At 60.3% G+C, this 15,532-nt stretch carries 14 protein-coding genes; 8 read left to right on the top strand and 6 right to left on the bottom strand.

Going from position 1 to position 15,532, the window contains the following annotated elements; all coding sequences use genetic code 11:
- The first annotated feature begins 4 nt into the window (after positions 1-4).
- Complete coding sequence (dnaB, locus tag AEP_RS03930; RefSeq protein WP_087494185.1) at positions 5-1,408, top strand: replicative DNA helicase; 1,404 nt, start codon at positions 5-7, stop codon at positions 1,406-1,408.
- An 84-nt stretch (positions 1,409-1,492) separates the two neighbouring features.
- On the opposite strand, the gene AEP_RS03925 is transcribed toward dnaB, so the two are convergent.
- From AEP_RS03925 to AEP_RS03915, 3 genes are all read right to left on the bottom strand, one after another.
- Positions 1,493-3,196: a PhoH family protein gene (locus AEP_RS03925; protein WP_087494184.1), complete on the bottom strand. Its 1,704-nt coding sequence runs from the start codon at positions 3,194-3,196 to the stop codon at positions 1,493-1,495.
- A gap of 177 nt (positions 3,197-3,373) precedes the next feature.
- Positions 3,374-3,850, bottom strand: coding sequence for a peroxiredoxin (locus tag AEP_RS03920; RefSeq protein WP_087494183.1), 477 nt, complete (start codon positions 3,848-3,850; stop codon positions 3,374-3,376).
- A gap of 154 nt (positions 3,851-4,004) precedes the next feature.
- Entirely contained in the window at positions 4,005-4,370 is a 366-nt protein-coding gene (locus tag AEP_RS03915; protein WP_087494182.1) for an Mth938-like domain-containing protein, read from the bottom strand.
- Positions 4,371-4,471: 101 nt separating this feature from the next.
- Between AEP_RS03915 and AEP_RS03910 the strand changes: the two genes are divergently transcribed.
- The 5 genes from AEP_RS03910 (at position 4,472) to moaD (ending at position 10,110) form a co-directional block, all read left to right on the top strand.
- Entirely contained in the window at positions 4,472-5,698 is a 1,227-nt protein-coding gene (locus tag AEP_RS03910) for a pyridoxal phosphate-dependent aminotransferase (RefSeq protein WP_087494181.1), read from the top strand.
- A gap of 71 nt (positions 5,699-5,769) precedes the next feature.
- Complete coding sequence (locus tag AEP_RS03905) at positions 5,770-7,092, top strand: homoserine dehydrogenase (protein WP_087494180.1); 1,323 nt, start codon at positions 5,770-5,772, stop codon at positions 7,090-7,092.
- A 16-nt stretch (positions 7,093-7,108) separates the two neighbouring features.
- Entirely contained in the window at positions 7,109-8,536 is a 1,428-nt protein-coding gene (gene thrC / locus AEP_RS03900) for a threonine synthase (RefSeq protein ID WP_087494179.1), read from the top strand.
- 66 nt (positions 8,537-8,602) lie between these two features.
- Positions 8,603-9,862, top strand: a complete 1,260-nt coding sequence (locus AEP_RS03895) for a molybdopterin molybdotransferase MoeA (RefSeq protein ID WP_087494178.1) — start codon at positions 8,603-8,605, stop codon at positions 9,860-9,862.
- Positions 9,859-10,110 carry a molybdopterin converting factor subunit 1 gene (gene moaD, locus AEP_RS03890; protein ID WP_087494177.1) on the top strand — a complete coding sequence of 84 codons (252 nt, stop codon included), beginning with the start codon at positions 9,859-9,861 and terminating at the stop codon, positions 10,108-10,110. The genes AEP_RS03895 and moaD overlap by 4 nt, the downstream gene beginning before the upstream one ends.
- On the opposite strand, the gene dapA is transcribed toward moaD, so the two are convergent.
- Entirely contained in the window at positions 10,111-11,013 is a 903-nt protein-coding gene (dapA, locus tag AEP_RS03885; RefSeq protein WP_087497172.1) for a 4-hydroxy-tetrahydrodipicolinate synthase, read from the bottom strand. It lies immediately after the preceding gene.
- A 257-nt stretch (positions 11,014-11,270) separates the two neighbouring features.
- On the opposite strand from dapA, the gene AEP_RS03880 reads away from it, so the two are divergent.
- Positions 11,271-11,771: a molybdenum cofactor biosynthesis protein MoaE gene (locus AEP_RS03880; protein WP_087494176.1), complete on the top strand. Its 501-nt coding sequence runs from the start codon at positions 11,271-11,273 to the stop codon at positions 11,769-11,771.
- A 20-nt stretch (positions 11,772-11,791) separates the two neighbouring features.
- Here the strand turns inward: AEP_RS03880 and AEP_RS03875 are convergent, their stop codons facing one another.
- Positions 11,792-12,391: a hypothetical protein gene (locus AEP_RS03875; RefSeq protein WP_087494175.1), complete on the bottom strand. Its 600-nt coding sequence runs from the start codon at positions 12,389-12,391 to the stop codon at positions 11,792-11,794.
- Positions 12,392-12,551: 160 nt separating this feature from the next.
- On the opposite strand from AEP_RS03875, the gene clpB reads away from it, so the two are divergent.
- On the top strand, positions 12,552-15,143 hold the full coding sequence (gene clpB, locus AEP_RS03870; RefSeq protein WP_087494174.1) for an ATP-dependent chaperone ClpB: 2,592 nt from the start codon (positions 12,552-12,554) through the stop codon (positions 15,141-15,143).
- On the opposite strand, the gene AEP_RS03865 is transcribed toward clpB, so the two are convergent.
- Positions 15,140-15,493 carry a carboxymuconolactone decarboxylase family protein gene (locus AEP_RS03865; RefSeq protein WP_087497171.1) on the bottom strand — a complete coding sequence of 118 codons (354 nt, stop codon included), beginning with the start codon at positions 15,491-15,493 and terminating at the stop codon, positions 15,140-15,142. The genes clpB and AEP_RS03865 overlap by 4 nt on opposite strands.
- Positions 15,494-15,532 lie beyond the last annotated feature (39 nt).

Genomic DNA, 15,532 nt, shown 5'->3' with positions numbered 1-15,532 from the left:
CTTCATGTCAGCAGTCCCTACCTCTCTCGATGGCTTTGAGTCCGACCGGCAAATTGCCCAATTGCGGGTGCCGCCTCACTCCATTGAAGGCGAGTCCAGTGTTATAGGTGGTCTGCTGTTGGACAACGAGGCTTGGGATCGCGTCAGTGACATCCTGATGGATGCGGACTTCTACCGTCACGAGCATCGCTTGATCTATGCGTCTATTGGCACGCTGATCAACGGGAACAAGCCGGCTGACGTCATTACCGTCTTCGAGCACCTGCAGAACCAGGGTAAGGCAGAGGAGGTGGGTGGACTCACCTACCTCAACTCTTTGGCCCAGTACGTGCCGAGTGCGAGCAACATCCGTCGTTACGCGGAGATCGTGCGCGACCGATCCATCCTGCGCAAGCTGGTCAGCGCCAGTGACGAAATCGCCACGAATGCGTTCAACCCCAAGGGGCGCCCGGTATCTGAAATCGTCGACGAATCCGAGCAGAAGATCTTCAACATCGGCGAAGCCGGTAAGCGCAACAAGCAGGGCTTTCAGTCCATGGATAGCCTGGTGGTCAATCTGCTGGACCGCGTGCAGGAGATGGCCGATAACCCGAACGACGTCACCGGCGTCCCCACGGGTTTCATTGACTTCGACCGCATGACGGCAGGTCTGCAAGCCGGCGATTTGATTGTGCTGGCGGCACGTCCCTCCATGGGCAAGACCGCCTTGGCCATCAACATTGCGGAACACGTCGCCCTGAATGAAGGTTTGCCAGTCGCCATCTTCTCGATGGAAATGGGCGCCGCCCAATTGGCCGTGCGTATTGTCGGCTCCATCGGCCGGGTGGATCAGGGGCATTTGCGTACTGGTAAGTTGACCGATGAAGAGTGGCCCCGCCTCTCGGAGGCGATTGAGAAGCTGCGGACCATTTCACTGCACATCGATGAAAGTGCGGGCCTGAACTCCAGCGAAGTGCGTGCCAATGCCCGTCGCTTGGCACGCCAGTGCGGGCAGCTAGGCCTCATCGTGGTGGACTATTTGCAGCTGATGAGCGGCAGCGGCGGCGACGGTGAAAACCGAGCCACCGAGCTGGGTGAGATTTCCCGGGGCTTGAAGATGTTGGCCCGTGAGCTCAAATGCCCGGTGATTGCACTTTCACAGCTCAATCGCTCGGTGGAGCAGCGTCCCGACAAGCGCCCCATGATGAGTGACTTGCGTGAATCCGGCGCTATTGAGCAGGATGCTGACATCATCATGTTCATCTACCGGGATGAGTATTACACCAAGGACCAATGCAAGGAACCTGGCGTGGCAGAGGTGATCATTGCCAAGCAACGTAACGGCCCGACAGGTACCGTCAAGCTCGCGTTTATGAACCGGTTCACCAAGTTTGAAAACCTGGCCCATAGTGGTGGGGACGATTACTGATTTTTCAGTCAACCCGATAGAAAAAGGGCTGGAAACCAATTTGGCTTCCAGCCCTTTTTACATGTGTGCGAGTAGCTATCTATTTCATAGCACTTCACTGGCGAAGTCCGCAAGGCGAGAACGCTCGCCACGGGCCAGGGTGATGTGTCCACCGTGGGGCCAGCCCTTGAACTTGTCCACGGCAAAGGTCAAGCCTGAGGAGCCCTCTGTCAGGTAAGGCGTATCAATCTGGGCAAGGTTGCCCATGCAGATGATTTTGGTGCCAGGCCCTGCACGGGTGATCAGTGTCTTCATCTGCTTGGGCGTCAAGTTTTGAGCCTCGTCGATGATGACGTACTTGTTCAGGAAAGTACGTCCGCGCATGAAATTCATGCTCTTGATCTTGACGCGGCTGCGAATCAGCTCGTTGGTGGCAGCTCGGCCCCATTCCCCTGCGTTGGTGTCTGTCTTGCCAAGCACTTCAAGGTTGTCGTCCAGAGCGCCCATCCAGGGGCCCATTTTCTCTTCCTCAGTGCCAGGCAGAAAACCGATGTCCTCACCCACGCTCACGGTGGCGCGGGTCACGATGATCTCGGTATAACGTCGATCATCCAGCACCTGGGTCAGGCCAGCGGCCAAGGCCATCAAGGTCTTGCCAGTACCGGCCGTGCCTGTGAGGGTCACGAAATCGACTTCCGGATCAGTCAGCAGGTTCATCGCAAAGTTCTGTTCGCGATTACGGGTTGTCACGCCCCACACTGCATTCTTGAGATGGTTGAAGTCCTTCAACGTTTTGAGGACCGCGGTAGTGCCGCGGATTTCGGTCACGCGCGCGTACAAGCTGGGTTCGCCGGGAGACTCGAAGTAGACGAATTGGTTGATCATCATCTGGGGCACCACAGGGCCATCCACCTTGTAAAAGGTGTGTTGGCCTTGCTGCCAGCTCTCTACGCTCTGTCCATGGGTAGCCCAGAAGTCCGAGGGTAGGGCAAGCGAGCCGGAATACAGCAAGTCGCCGTCTTCCAGAGTTTTGTCGTTCTGGTAGTCGTCGGTGGCCAAGCCCAAAGCACGCGCCTTGACGCGCATGTTGATGTCCTTCGAAACCAGCACGACTTCGCGAGGGGCGTAGTGCTGGCGCAGCGCGTCCACCACGCCAAGAATTTGGTTGTCTGCCTTGCCTTGGGGCAAGCTGGTGGGCAAGGTGTAGTTCAGCGGCTCTGTCTGGAACATTAGCTTGCCGCGCGCGTCTTTGTGGCCGGTGCTGTCCAGCATGAAGCCTGCGGTAATGTCCGCGCCCGGTGTGCCTGCCAGCGCATCCAGGGTGCGACTGGTTTGGCGTGCGTTGCGGGCCACTTCGGTCATGCCTTTTTTGTGACCGTCCAACTCCTCCAGAACGATCATCGGCAGATAAATGTCATGTTCCTCAAAGCGGAACAAGCACATGGGATCGTGGAGCAAGACGTTGGTGTCCAGCACGAAGAGCTTTTTCGGGCCGTTCGTTTTTGCACGTTTGCTGCGCTTGGCTTCCGGGGCAGGGGCGACCGCTTTGGACACGGACTTCGTAGGCATTGCCATAGGCGCGGGAGCCTGGGCTGTCACGGTGGCGGGTGCACGTGTCGGGGCAGGAGTTTGTATGGACTTCTTGGTTTCCCGGGCGACCGGTCGTTCCTGGACGACCTGGGCTGTTTGGGGTAGCACAACTTCTGGGGTGGCCTTGCGGGCCGGGCGGGCGGATGCTCGCGCGGGAGCCTCAAAGTCTTTGGCGGTCAATCGATCGGCACGCTTGGACGGGGCAGGGGGCAGTGGCATGGAGTGGATTCGCAGAAGTTGGGAAGTGGAAAAGCAATGCCGAAAAAGCGAAAAAGCCGCCTTGAGCCAAGGCGGCTTTTTCGGGGAGCGCGGTTGCAAGCTTCAACGGCATGCGAACCATTATGCATGAGCCCCGTGACGCCAAACGCCAACGGGTGCATCAAAACAACAAGGTAATCAGGCGGCTTTTTTGAGGGCCTTCACAGCCTTCAGCACGTCATCCACATGACCTGGAACTTTCAGACCGCGCCATTCTTCTTTGACTAGGCCATCAGCGCCGATCAGGAAGGTGCTGCGTTCAATGCCTTTGACCTTCTTGCCGTACATGATCTTGTTTTTGACCACGCCGAACATGTGGCACATTTTTTCTTCTGTGTCAGCGATCAGCTCAAAGGGGAGTTCCAGCTTGGCCTTGAACTCGTCGTGGGACTTCATGTTGTCCCGTGATACGCCGAACACTTCTGCGCCAGCCTTCACGAAATCCTTGTACTTGTCCCTGAATTGCATGGCTTCGGTAGTGCAGCCGGGGGTATTGTCCTTGGGGTAGAAGTACAAAACCATGGTTTTCCCGACGTGGGTGGTGTTGGTCACCTTGATGCCGCCGGTGGCGTTGGCCTCAAATTCGGGAAGGGGTTTGTTGACAACAATCGCCATATGGAATTTCAATCTCGGTGTTTCAGCCCGGCGAGCCGGCCTGGTCAGTCATAGGGGACAGCGTCGAACGTGACAGCAATTCTTCGCTCTGGACCGCAACCCATGATTTTACTCTGAAAAGGCACCGCCCGGACGCCTTTCCCGAGGGCGTCACCTAGATGATGAGTGCAGCCACCACTTTGCGGCCTTCACCCGACAAAAAGTTATAGGTGCGGCAGGCCGCCTGGGTGTCCATGGTTTCCAGCCCGATACGACGGCTGTACAAGGGCTTGAGCCACTGAGGATGGGGGAAGCGGATGCTTGCGCCGCTTCCAAAAAGCACCAGCTCCGACGCAAAAGTGGCCAGCTCTTCGAAGTGAGGCTCTCCCAGATCTTCGAAGCGCAAGCAGGACCACGGCTGAATAACGCCTTGGCTGCTCACAATGATGCTGGAGTGGTATTTCTCACCGTTCACTTCGACCCAGCCGGGGCCATAACCGGTGATGGAGGGGCCTTGTAAAGCGTCGGGAATGAATTTCATGGGGAGAGGTGTGGTCCGGGAGAGGCCGGCGGGGCGGGATGCCTGCCGAACTGTGGTCAAATTATAGGTTTCGCCCTGTGCTGACACCTCCCGGAGGGACTTTGAAAACCATTCAGAAATCTGCCAAGCTGGCCAACGTGCTCTACGACATCCGCGGTCCTATCATGGACGCGGCGCGTCAGATGGAGGACGAGGGTCAGAAGATCATCAAGCTCAATCTGGGCAACTTGGCGGTATTCGGTTTTGATGCGCCCGAAGAAATCCAGCAGGACATGATCCGCAACCTCCCCAATTCGGCAGGCTACTCCGACAGCAAAGGCATTTTTGCAGCCCGCAAAGCGGTCATGCATGAGACCCAGAAGCAGGGCATTGCCGGCGTTACTCTGGATGACATTTATCTGGGCAACGGCGCCAGTGAGCTGATCACCATGGCCACCAATGCCTTGCTGGACAACGGCGACGAGTTGCTGTTGCCCATGCCTGACTACCCCTTGTGGACTGCAGCCACCAGTCTGTCCGGCGGCACACCGGTGCATTACCTGTGCGATGAGAACAATGGCTGGATGCCCGACCTCGACGACATCCGCGCCAAGATTACGCCTCGAACCAAAGGCATTGTTGTCATCAACCCCAACAACCCGACCGGCGTGCTGTATTCCACCGAGCTGCTGCAAGGCATCATCGAGATCGCCCGCCAGCACGGCTTGGTGATTCTGGCGGACGAGGTCTACGACAAGGTCTTGTACGACGGCATCCAGCACACGGCCTTGGCCAGCTTGTCGACCGACGTGTTGACGCTCACCTTCAACTCCCTGTCCAAAAGCTACCGCTCCTGCGGGTATCGCGCAGGCTGGCTGGTGGTGTCAGGCAACAAGAAGTCGGCGGCTGACTACATCGAGGGCCTCAACATGCTCTCGAACATGAAGCTGTGCTCCAACGTACCCGGCCAGTGGGCGATCCAGACCGCTTTGGGCGGTTACCAGAGCATCAACGATCTGGTGTGCGAAGGCGGGCGCCTGCGCCGCCAGCGCGACCTGGCCTATGAGCTGATTACCGCCATTCCCGGCGTGACCTGTGTGAAGCCGCAGGCCGCGCTGTACATGTTTCCCAAGCTGGACCCCAAGGTGTACCCCATCTCGGACGACCGGCAATTTTTCCTGGAGCTGCTGCGCGAGACCCGCGTCATGCTGGTGCAGGGAACCGGCTTTAACTGGCATGCGCCCGACCACTTCCGCATCGTGTTCCTCCCGCATGAGGACGATTTGCGTGAAGCCATCGGCCGCATTGCCAAGTTCCTTGAGAGCTATCGCAAGCGCAACGGGAACTGACTCACTCTGATTTTGATAGCTGCCCGCGCACTGTTTGCAAGGGCTAGACGCACTTTTTACGTAAGAACGATATGAAACCGATACAAGTAGGCCTGCTCGGCATTGGCACCGTGGGAAGCGGCACATTCAACGTGCTCAAGCGCAACCAGCAAGAAATCCAGGGCCGTGCCGGCCGCGGTATCGAAATCACCATGGTGGCTGACCTCGATGTGGCACGTGCCCAAAGCGTCGTCGGTCCCGACGTAAAGGTGGTGAACGACGCGCGCGCCGTCATTGCCAACCCCGAGATCGATATCGTCATCGAGTTGATCGGCGGCTACGGCATTGCCAAGGCGCTGGTGCTCGAAGCCATTGCGGCCGGCAAGCATGTGGTGACCGCCAACAAAGCCTTGCTCGCCGTGCACGGCACCGAAATATTTGCTGCAGCATCCGCCAAGGGCGTGATGGTGGCGTTTGAAGCGGCAGTGGCCGGTGGCATTCCCATCATCAAAGCACTGCGCGAAGGCCTGACTGCCAACCGTATTCAATGGATCGCCGGCATCATCAACGGCACCACCAACTTCATCCTGTCCGAAATGCGCGACAAGGGCCTGGACTTTGACGTCGTGCTCAAAGAAGCCCAGCGCCTGGGCTACGCCGAAGCCGACCCGACCTTCGACATCGAAGGCGTGGACGCTGCGCACAAAGTCACCTTGATGAGCGCGATTGCCTTTGGTATTCCGGTGCAGTTCGACAAGGCCTATGTGGAAGGCATCACCAAGCTGGGCGCTGCCGACATCAAATACGCAGAGCAACTGGGCTACCGCATCAAGCTGTTGGGCATTACCAAGCGCACGGCCGCCGGCATTGAACTGCGCGTGCACCCCACACTGGTACCGGCCAAGCGCCTGATCGCCAATGTGGAAGGCGCGATGAACGCCGTCATGGCCCACGGCGACGCCGTAGGCACCACGCTGTACTACGGCAAGGGCGCGGGCTCTGAGCCTACTGCCAGTGCCGTGATTGCCGATCTGGTGGACATTACCCGCCTGCATACTGCGGATGCCGCCCAGCGCGTACCGCATTTGGCCTTCCAGCCGGACGCCATCAGCAACACCCCCGTGGTGGCGATGAGCGAAGTGGTAACCAGCTACTACCTTCGTCTGCGCGTGGCCGACGAGGCGGGTGTATTGGCCAAGGTCACCGGTTTGCTGGCTGAAGCCGGCATCAGCATCGATGCAGTGCTGCAGCGCGAAGCGGATGAAATCAGCGGTGAAGCTGCGACCCAGACCGACGTCATCATCCTGACCCATGATTGCGCAGAAGCCAAAATGAACGCGGCTCTCGCCCAGATGCAAGCGCTGCCTACCGTGTTGCAGCCCATCACCCGCATCCGCAAGGAAGAGCTGGCGTAAATCAGGACACTGCCGAATGCAATACATCTCTACACGCGGCAACCAAGACCGCAAACGCTTCTGCGAAATCCTGCTCGAAGGCCTGGCGCCGGACGGCGGCTTGTACATGCCGGTGGCCTATCCGCAAGTGGACGACGCCACGCTGACCCGCTGGCGCAAGGTCTACCACGAGCAGGGTTACGCCTCGCTGGCGTTTGAAATTCTGTCGCTGTACATCGACGACATTCCCGCCGACGACCTGCGTGCCCTGTGCGCCAAAACCTACACCGCTGAAGTATTCGGCACCGGCGAAATCGTGCCCCTGCGCCACCTGCAGGACGGCGTCTGGATCGAAGCGCTCTCCAATGGCCCGACTCTGGCGTTCAAGGACATGGCCATGCAGCTGCTGGGCAACCTGTTCGAGTACGAACTGGCCCGCCGCGGCGAAGAGCTCAACATTCTGGGTGCCACCAGTGGCGACACCGGCAGCGCCGCAGAGCACGCCATGCGTGGCAAAAAGGGCGTGCGCGTCTTCATGACCAGCCCACACGGCCGCATGAGCCCTTTCCAGCAGGCACAAATGTTCAGCCTGCAGGACGCCAACATCTACAACATCGCCATCAAAGGCGTGTTTGATGATTGCCAGGACATCGTCAAAGCAGTGTCCAACGACCTCGAGTTCAAGCGAAAATACAAGATCGGTACGGTCAACTCCATCAACTGGGCGCGTTTGCTGGCGCAGGTGGTGTACTACTTTGCCGGCTACATCCAGGCGACCGAATCCAACGCCCAAAAGGTGTCGTTCAGCGTGCCGAGCGGCAATTTCGGCAACGTGTGTGCCGGCCATGTGGCCCGCATGATGGGCCTGCCGGTCGACAAGCTGGTGGTTGCCACCAACGAAAACGATGTGCTCGACGAGTTCTTCCGCACCGGCGTGTACCGCGTGCGCGGCACTGCAGACACCCACGAGACTTCCAGCCCGTCCATGGACATTTCCAAGGCCAGCAACTTCGAGCGCTTTGTGTTCGACCTGCTGGGCCGCGACGGTGCGCGGGTCAAGGCGCTGTTCGGCGAAGGCCTGTCCAAGACCGGCCAGTTCGACTTGAGTGCAGACCCGGTGTTCGCGCAAGCGGCCACCAAGTATGGTTTTGTGAGCGGCAAGAGCACCCACGCCAATCGGTTGGACACCATTCGAGCCACTTACGAGCAGCACGGCATGATGATCGATACCCACACTGCCGATGGCCTGAAGGTGGCCTTGAAACACCTGACTGCCGGCGTGCCCATGGTGGTGTTGGAAACCGCATTGCCCATCAAGTTCGCGGCCACCGTGGTCGAGGCCTTGGGTCGTGACCCCGTTCGCCCGTCGCAGTTTGAAGGCATCGAAGCCCTGCCCAAGCGCGTGCTGGTGATGGATGCGGACGTGCCCGCCATCAAAGCGCTCATTGAGCGTGAGTGTGTTTGATTTGTGTATGAAAACGCTGCTTTGCGCCCGTCAAATGTGCGCGAGCAGCTCCTGAATCGATAGCAAATGACTTATGCACCCAGCGCCCCTCGCAAGCCTCTTTTGCCGTTGGACGATGCGCTGGCGCAGTTGCTGGCAGCAGTGGTGCCATTGACGGCGACAGAGCAGGTTTCCACTTTTGATGCAGACGGCCGGGTGTTGGCGGCGGACGTGGTGTCCAGCCTGCAAGTGCCGGCCTTCGACAACAGCTCCATGGACGGCTATGCCGTGCATGCCGAAGACCTGTTGCGCGGCTCCCACGAGCTGCGGGTCACGCAGCGGATTGCCGCCGGCTCGGTCGGTGAACATCTGCAAGCCGGCACGGCGGCCCGCATTTTCACCGGAGCACCGGTGCCCCCCGGAGCCGATGCGGTGGTCATGCAGGAAGACTGCACGCCTATCCACGACGAGCGCCATGGCCAGCCCGAGACCATCCGGGTCAACACCACGCCCTTGCCGGGCCAGTACATCCGCCATGCGGGTGAAGACGTGCAGCGTGGGGATTGCGTGTTGCCCGCGGGTACCCGCTTGGGGCCGGCTGAATTGGGCCTGGCTGCCAGCATCGGCATGGCGCATCTGGAAGTGGTGCGCAAGCCGCGAGTGGCCTTGTTCTCGACCGGGGACGAGCTGGTGATGCCCGGCACCGTCGCCCCGCAGGACATGCCCCCCGGCGCCATATACAACTCCAACCGCTTTTTCCTGCTCAATCTGCTGCGCCGAATGGGCTGTGAGGTGGCGGATCTGGGCATCGTGCCAGATAACCGTGCCGCCACCATCGCAGCGCTGCAGGGTGCAGCAGCTGACAACGACGTCATTCTTACCAGCGGTGGCGTGTCGGTGGGCGAGGAAGACCATATCAAGCCCGCAGTGCAAAGCCTGGGTACGCTGGATTTGTGGCAGATCGCCATCAAGCCAGGCAAACCCTTTGCGCACGGGCGCATTGGCGCGGCGCACTTCATCGGGCTGCCCGGTAACCCGGTATCCAGCTACGTGACCTTCCTGCTGTTGGTGCGGCCGTTCTTGTTGCGCCTGCAAGGTGTGCAGGACATTGCCATGAAAAGTATGGCGGTTCGCGCAGATTTCGATTGGCCCAAAGCCGACAAGCGCCGCGAATTTTTGCGGGTGCGTCGCAATGCCAATGGCGGGCTGGACCTGTTCAACAACCAGAGCTCCGGCGTTCTCACCTCCGCTGTTTGGGGGGATGGTGTGGTCGATGTCCCACCCGGGCAACCGATCTTGTATGGCCAAACCGTGCAGTACATCCCCTTTAGCGAGTTGCTGCGATGAAAGTCACCGTCCGCTACTTTGCCTCCATGCGCGAGGCCATGGGCACCTCCAGCGAAGTGCTGGAGACACAGGCACTCACTCTGGGTGCGCTGCGGTCTGAAATGCTGGCGCGCGGCGGTGCCGGCGCCGAAGCGCTGGACACCAACCGGTCTGTCCGCATGGCCCTCAACCAAGTCATGAGCGGCCCGGACGCCACCCTGACAGAGGGGTGCGAAGTTGCGTTCTTCCCCCCGGTCACGGGCGGCTGATCAAGCGGCCTGGGTTTGCGCCACCAGCGCAGGTATCCCGTCGCTGATTTTCCTCAGTCGTGCCGTCAAGCCCTCGGATGCTGCATCCATAGGCGCACGCAGTTCATTCAATAGCAGGCCCTGATGGGCCATTAGCGCCTTCAAGGGCCCGGGATTGGGCTCCGCAAATAAAGCATTCAGCAGGGTCAGCAAAGGGCGCCATAGTGCCCGGGCCGTTTGCAGTTCCCCGGCCCGCAGCAAGGCAATGACTTGCACCATGCGCTGCGTGTGCACATGGCCGCCGGCCGCAATAGCGCCAGCGCCTCCCAGCGCCACGGTGTTGAAGATGCGGCTATCGTCCCCCGCCAATACCTGAAGGGCTGCATCCGCAATCAGATACTGGGTCTTGATGTCGTCTGCACCGCAGTCCTTGATCGCCACGATGCGCGGGTGCTGCGCCAAGGTCCGCAGTGTTTCCAGCGCAAGCGTGCTCCCTGTGCGGGCGGGAATGTCGTAGATCACGACCGGCGATGTGCTGACGTCGGCAATCGACTCGAACCACTGAATGAGTCCTGTCTGGCTGGGGCGGATGTAATGTGGTGCCGGTACCAGAATGCCGTGCAATCCGCTGCTATTGAGGGTGCGCACCCATTCCAGAGTCTCCGGCAGGTGGTAGCCCGACAGTCCCATCACCAGAGGCAAGTCACCTGCCGCGGACCGGACGGTGTCCAAGACCGCCAGCTGTTCCCGAGGGCTGAGGGCAGCGGCCTCGCCGGTGGAGCCACACACCACGAAACCTGCCACCCCCTGGTTCGCGAGGTGCCGCACCAATCGGTACAGGGCGGGGTGGTCCACCGCTCCACGCTCAAAGGGGGTGACCAGTGGAATCCACAGGCCGGAAAAATCAGGAGTCAACTCGCGCATACGTACATCCTTTTCGAGGAAAAGACCGATGGAAGAACCATCGACAAACGCGCGGCGGGAGGTGCAAAAAAAGGGTAGGGTGCCTGTGTTGCAGTTCCATCGCTCATTTGAGGACGGAACCGCAGCTCCGGTCAAATGAGCTTCGGCTTTTTGGATTTGTTCGCGCACAACGCACCTGCGCACGCGGGTGCGGCAGAGAGCATGGTGGTGTGAGCTACGAACATGCAGCCATGCTACCACGGTGCCACAATCTGCCCATGGCCCATCCCACACCCGCAACGCCCCGCGTTCGTATCCAGACCGAAGCCTTCGACTTAGGCTTGGAAATCAGTCAGCTCCAAGCTGCCGACCCGCGCGTGGGTGCAGTGTGCAGCTTTGTCGGCACCGTGCGCGACCGCAACACCCCCGGTGCAGCCGGTTCGGTGCAGACCCTGGAGCTGGAACACTACCCCGGCATGACTGAGAAGTCGATTGAAGCCATGGTGGACGCCGCGTTTGCCCGGTTCGACATCTATGGCGCCCGTGTGGTGCACCGGGTAGGGGTGTTGCAACCCACCGAGGGAGTGGTGCTGGTTGCCGTGACCTCGGCCCATCGCGGGCAGAGTTTTCAGGCCTGCGAATTCATCATGGACTACCTCAAGACCCAGGCGCCGTTCTGGAAAAAAGAGACCACGCCCGAGGGCGCGCACTGGGTGGACGCCCGCGTGAGCGATGACGACGCCCTGGCCCGCTGGGGTATCACGGCGCGCAACGCCTAAGCTTTGGGGCTAGCCGGGTATTAGTTCAGGTACTTGGGCGGCTCTGCGTTGGCAAAAGCGTCCCACTCGGAGGGCTGAGCGTCCGTCTCGATCTCTTGAATGATGGGCAGGGTGGGCTCCAAGCCTTTGGGTGGGTCAATTCCCCATTCGCTGTTGCGCATGGCCAGGCCGATCACATGCAGCAGGGCAATCAGGGTGTCGCTGCCCATGTTGATCTCCAGCTGGCGTGACTCTGCAGCTCCGGGCAGTGTTTCCTCAAACCGCACCGACAGCATGTCTGCGCCCTGCAACTGGATGTGCGCGGTAGTGACCAGCAAGGGCTGGTCTGTGTCACTCAACAGGGGTTGCCGGGATTGAAAAGGCGTATCGAAATCGGCCTGTTGCAAGGATTCCTGCCGCTGGAAAGCGTCCACCGCATGCTGCGCCGCCCCGTCATGGCCCGCAGGCGTGGGGTTTGGCAAGGCCAGCTGTTCGGATGTTTTTGCCAAATGCGGGTACAAGCCCCGCAGCATCCGGCGGGTCAGCCACAGGCGTTGCTCTTCCCCCTCGGGCGAGTTCATGCGTACCAAAATACGGTCGTGCTCGGCCACGTAGCTGACTTGGAATTGGTGAATCTGCATGGAGGCAATCGGGTAAAACAGGGTGCACCTCCATTATCGGATGTGTGCAGCTTTGAGCTCTAGATTTGTGCTGGATCAAGGTCTCGGCGTTGGCAGGCTTGAAAACCACCCCCGCGGACCCAAGCTGGGGGTTAATCTCAGAACACACGGGGGTCACACCATGCGAATCGACAAACTCACCACCAAATTCCAAGAAGCGCTGGCCGAAGCCCAGACGCTGGCGCTCACCCATGACAACGCCTTCATTGAGCCGGTGCACGTGCTGGCGGCCATGATCCGCACGGATGACGCGCCCAAGGCCTTGATGAACCGGGCCGGCGTCAACGTAGCGGGCTTGCTGGCTTCGGCTGAAGCGGCTATCAAGCGCCTGCCGCAGGTGCAAGGCCATGAGCAGGTCACCGTGGGGCGCGACATGGTGTCGCTGCTGCAGGCGGCCGAGAAAGAAGCCATCAAGCGTGGCGACCAGTTCATTGCCGGTGAACTGTTTTTGTTGGCCGTGGCCGACCACAAGGGCGACGCCGGGCAAATGGCCCGCACCAACGGCCTGACGCGCAAGAGCCTGGAAGCCGCTATCGACGCCGTGCGTGGCGGCCAGAAGGTGGACAGCTCGGACGCGGAAGACCAACGCGAATCCCTCAAGAAATACTGCATTGACCTGACCGAGCGCGCCCGCATGGGCAAGCTGGACCCGGTGATCGGGCGGGACGACGAAATCCGCCGCGCCATTCAGGTACTGCAGCGCCGCACCAAAAACAACCCGGTGTTGATTGGTGAGCCGGGTGTGGGCAAGACCGCCATCGTCGAAGGCCTGGCCCAGCGCATCGTGGAAGGCGAAGTGCCCGACAGCCTGAAAGGCAAACGCGTCCTTTCACTGGACATGGCGGCGCTCTTGGCCGGTGCCAAGTTTCGCGGCGAGTTTGAAGAGCGCCTGAAGAACGTGCTCAAAGACCTGGCCAAGGACGAAGGCCAAACCATTGTGTTCATTGACGAGCTGCACACCATGGTGGGCGCTGGCAAGGGCGAGGGCGCCATGGACGCCGGCAACATGCTCAAGCCCGCGCTGGCCCGTGGCGAGCTGCACTGCGTAGGCGCCACCACGCTGGACGAGTACCGCAAGTACATTGAAAAAGACGCTGCACTGGAGCGCCGCTTCCAGAAGATTCTGGTGGGCGAGCCCAGTGTGGAAGCCACCATCGCCATCCTGCGCGGCCTGAAAGAGCGCTACGAAGTGCACCACGGTGTGGACATCACCGACCCGGCCATCGTGGCTGCGGCTGAGCTGAGCCACCGCTACATCACCGACCGCTTTTTGCCGGACAAGGCCATCGACCTGATTGATGAGGCCGCCTCCAAAATTAAGATCGAGCTGGACTCCAAGCCTGAGGTTATGGACAAGCTGGACCGCCGCTTGATCCAGCTGCAGATCGAGCGCGAAGCCGTCAAGAAAGAGAAGGACGAAGCCTCGCTCAAGCGCTTTGAGCTGATCAACGAAGAGATCAACAGCCTGCAAAAAGAGATTGCCGATCTGGACGAAATCTGGAAGGCCGAAAAAGCCACCGCCCAAGGCAGCGCCCAGGTGCGCGAAGAGATCGACAAGCTGCGCACCCAGATCGAGAGCCTTACCCGCAAGGGCGACTTGGCCAAGGTGGCCGAGCTGCAATACGGCAAACTGCCCGAGCTGGAAAAGCGCCTCAAGGAAGCCCAGGACCAGGAAGCCGGCAAAGCGGCAGCAGGCGGCGCCAACCGCTTGCTGCGCACCCAGGTGGGCGCTGAGGAAATTGCCGAGGTGGTGAGCCGCGCCACCGGCATTCCGGTGGCCAAGATGATGCAGGGCGAGCGCGACAAGCTGCTGCAAATGGAAGGCAAGCTGCGCGACCGCGTGGTGGGGCAGGAAGAAGCCATTGCCGCTGTGTCCAACGCCATCCGCCGTTCCCGCTCGGGCCTGTCGGACCCGAACCGGCCTACCGGTTCCTTCCTGTTCCTCGGCCCCACGGGCGTGGGCAAGACCGAGCTGTGCAAGGCGCTGGCCGGATTTTTGTTTGACAGCGAAGAGCACCTGGTGCGCATCGACATGAGCGAGTTCATGGAGAAGCATTCGGTCGCCCGTTTGATCGGTGCGCCTCCGGGGTATGTGGGCTATGAGGAGGGCGGTTACCTCACGGAAGCCGTGCGCCGCAAACCCTATGCCGTGCTGCTGCTCGACGAGGTGGAAAAAGCCCACCCCGACGTGTTCAATGTGCTGCTGCAAGTGCTGGACGATGGCCGCCTGACCGACGGCCAGGGTCGCACCGTGGACTTTAAAAACACCGTGATCGTGATGACCAGCAACATCGGCAGCCAACTCATCCAGAGCATGGTGGGGCAGGACTACGAAGACGTGAAAGAAGCAGTCACCGGCGAGTTGAAAAACCACTTCCGCCCCGAGTTCCTGAACCGGATCGACGAGACCGTGGTCTTCCACTCGCTGGACGCCGCCAACATCGCCTCTATTGCCAAGATCCAGCTGGCCACGCTGATGGCACGTCTGGCCAAGATGGACTTGACGCTGGCCGTGAGCGACGCTGCGGTGGCCGAGCTGGCCAAGGTGGGCTTCGACCCGGTGTTCGGTGCGCGGCCGCTCAAGCGAGCTATCCAGCAACGCATTGAGAACCCGCTCTCCAAGTTGTTGCTCGAGGGCAAGTTCCTGCCCAAATCGACGATTCAGGTGGGGGTGGACCCCATCCTGGCGCCGGGGCAGTTCAGCTTCAGCTAAGCCGTCTGGGGCGCCATGGCGTCCCAGGCTGCAGCGGCTTCTGCGGCGTACATCAGGGCGGGGCCGCCGCCCATGTAAACACACACGGCCAACATCTCATCCAGCTCAGCACGGGTGCACTCCAGCTTGTGGAGAGCCTTCACATGAAAGCCGATGCATCCCGAGCAATGCTGGGTGATGCCTATGGCCAGCGCCATCAACTCTTTGTGTTTTGCGCTCAGGGCGCCTTCTGCCATCGATGCCTTGGCCAACAGCCCAAAGCCTTGCATGGCCTCGGGTTGTGCCTTGCGCAGGGGGCCCAGGTTTTCGTTGATCTGCTTGATGAGGGTGCTGTGGTCGAAAGAGCTCATGGGTTGTACCGTGAAAAAGGGAAACAACCACTGTAGGTA

Origin of the sequence: Curvibacter sp. AEP1-3 (assembly GCF_002163715.1) — a bacterium.
Taxonomy (GTDB): domain Bacteria; phylum Pseudomonadota; class Gammaproteobacteria; order Burkholderiales; family Burkholderiaceae_C; genus Allorhodoferax.
This window is presented reverse-complemented; position numbering and strand designations above follow the sequence as displayed.

Coding starts and splice junctions, on each gene's coding strand:
- thrC (WP_087494179.1), top strand. CDS start 7,109: ATGCAATACATCTCTACACGCGGCAACCAAGACCGCAAACGCTTCTGC.
- AEP_RS03865 (WP_087497171.1), bottom strand. CDS start 15,493: ATGAGCTCTTTCGACCACAGCACCCTCATCAAGCAGATCAACGAAAAC.
- AEP_RS03880 (WP_087494176.1), top strand. CDS start 11,271: ATGGCCCATCCCACACCCGCAACGCCCCGCGTTCGTATCCAGACCGAA.
- AEP_RS03920 (WP_087494183.1), bottom strand. CDS start 3,850: ATGGCGATTGTTGTCAACAAACCCCTTCCCGAATTTGAGGCCAACGCC.
- AEP_RS03895 (WP_087494178.1), top strand. CDS start 8,603: ATGACTTATGCACCCAGCGCCCCTCGCAAGCCTCTTTTGCCGTTGGAC.
- dnaB (WP_087494185.1), top strand. CDS start 5: ATGTCAGCAGTCCCTACCTCTCTCGATGGCTTTGAGTCCGACCGGCAA.
- dapA (WP_087497172.1), bottom strand. CDS start 11,013: ATGCGCGAGTTGACTCCTGATTTTTCCGGCCTGTGGATTCCACTGGTC.
- AEP_RS03875 (WP_087494175.1), bottom strand. CDS start 12,391: ATGCAGATTCACCAATTCCAAGTCAGCTACGTGGCCGAGCACGACCGT.
- moaD (WP_087494177.1), top strand. CDS start 9,859: ATGAAAGTCACCGTCCGCTACTTTGCCTCCATGCGCGAGGCCATGGGC.
- AEP_RS03925 (WP_087494184.1), bottom strand. CDS start 3,196: ATGCCACTGCCCCCTGCCCCGTCCAAGCGTGCCGATCGATTGACCGCC.
- clpB (WP_087494174.1), top strand. CDS start 12,552: ATGCGAATCGACAAACTCACCACCAAATTCCAAGAAGCGCTGGCCGAA.
- AEP_RS03905 (WP_087494180.1), top strand. CDS start 5,770: ATGAAACCGATACAAGTAGGCCTGCTCGGCATTGGCACCGTGGGAAGC.
- AEP_RS03915 (WP_087494182.1), bottom strand. CDS start 4,370: ATGAAATTCATTCCCGACGCTTTACAAGGCCCCTCCATCACCGGTTAT.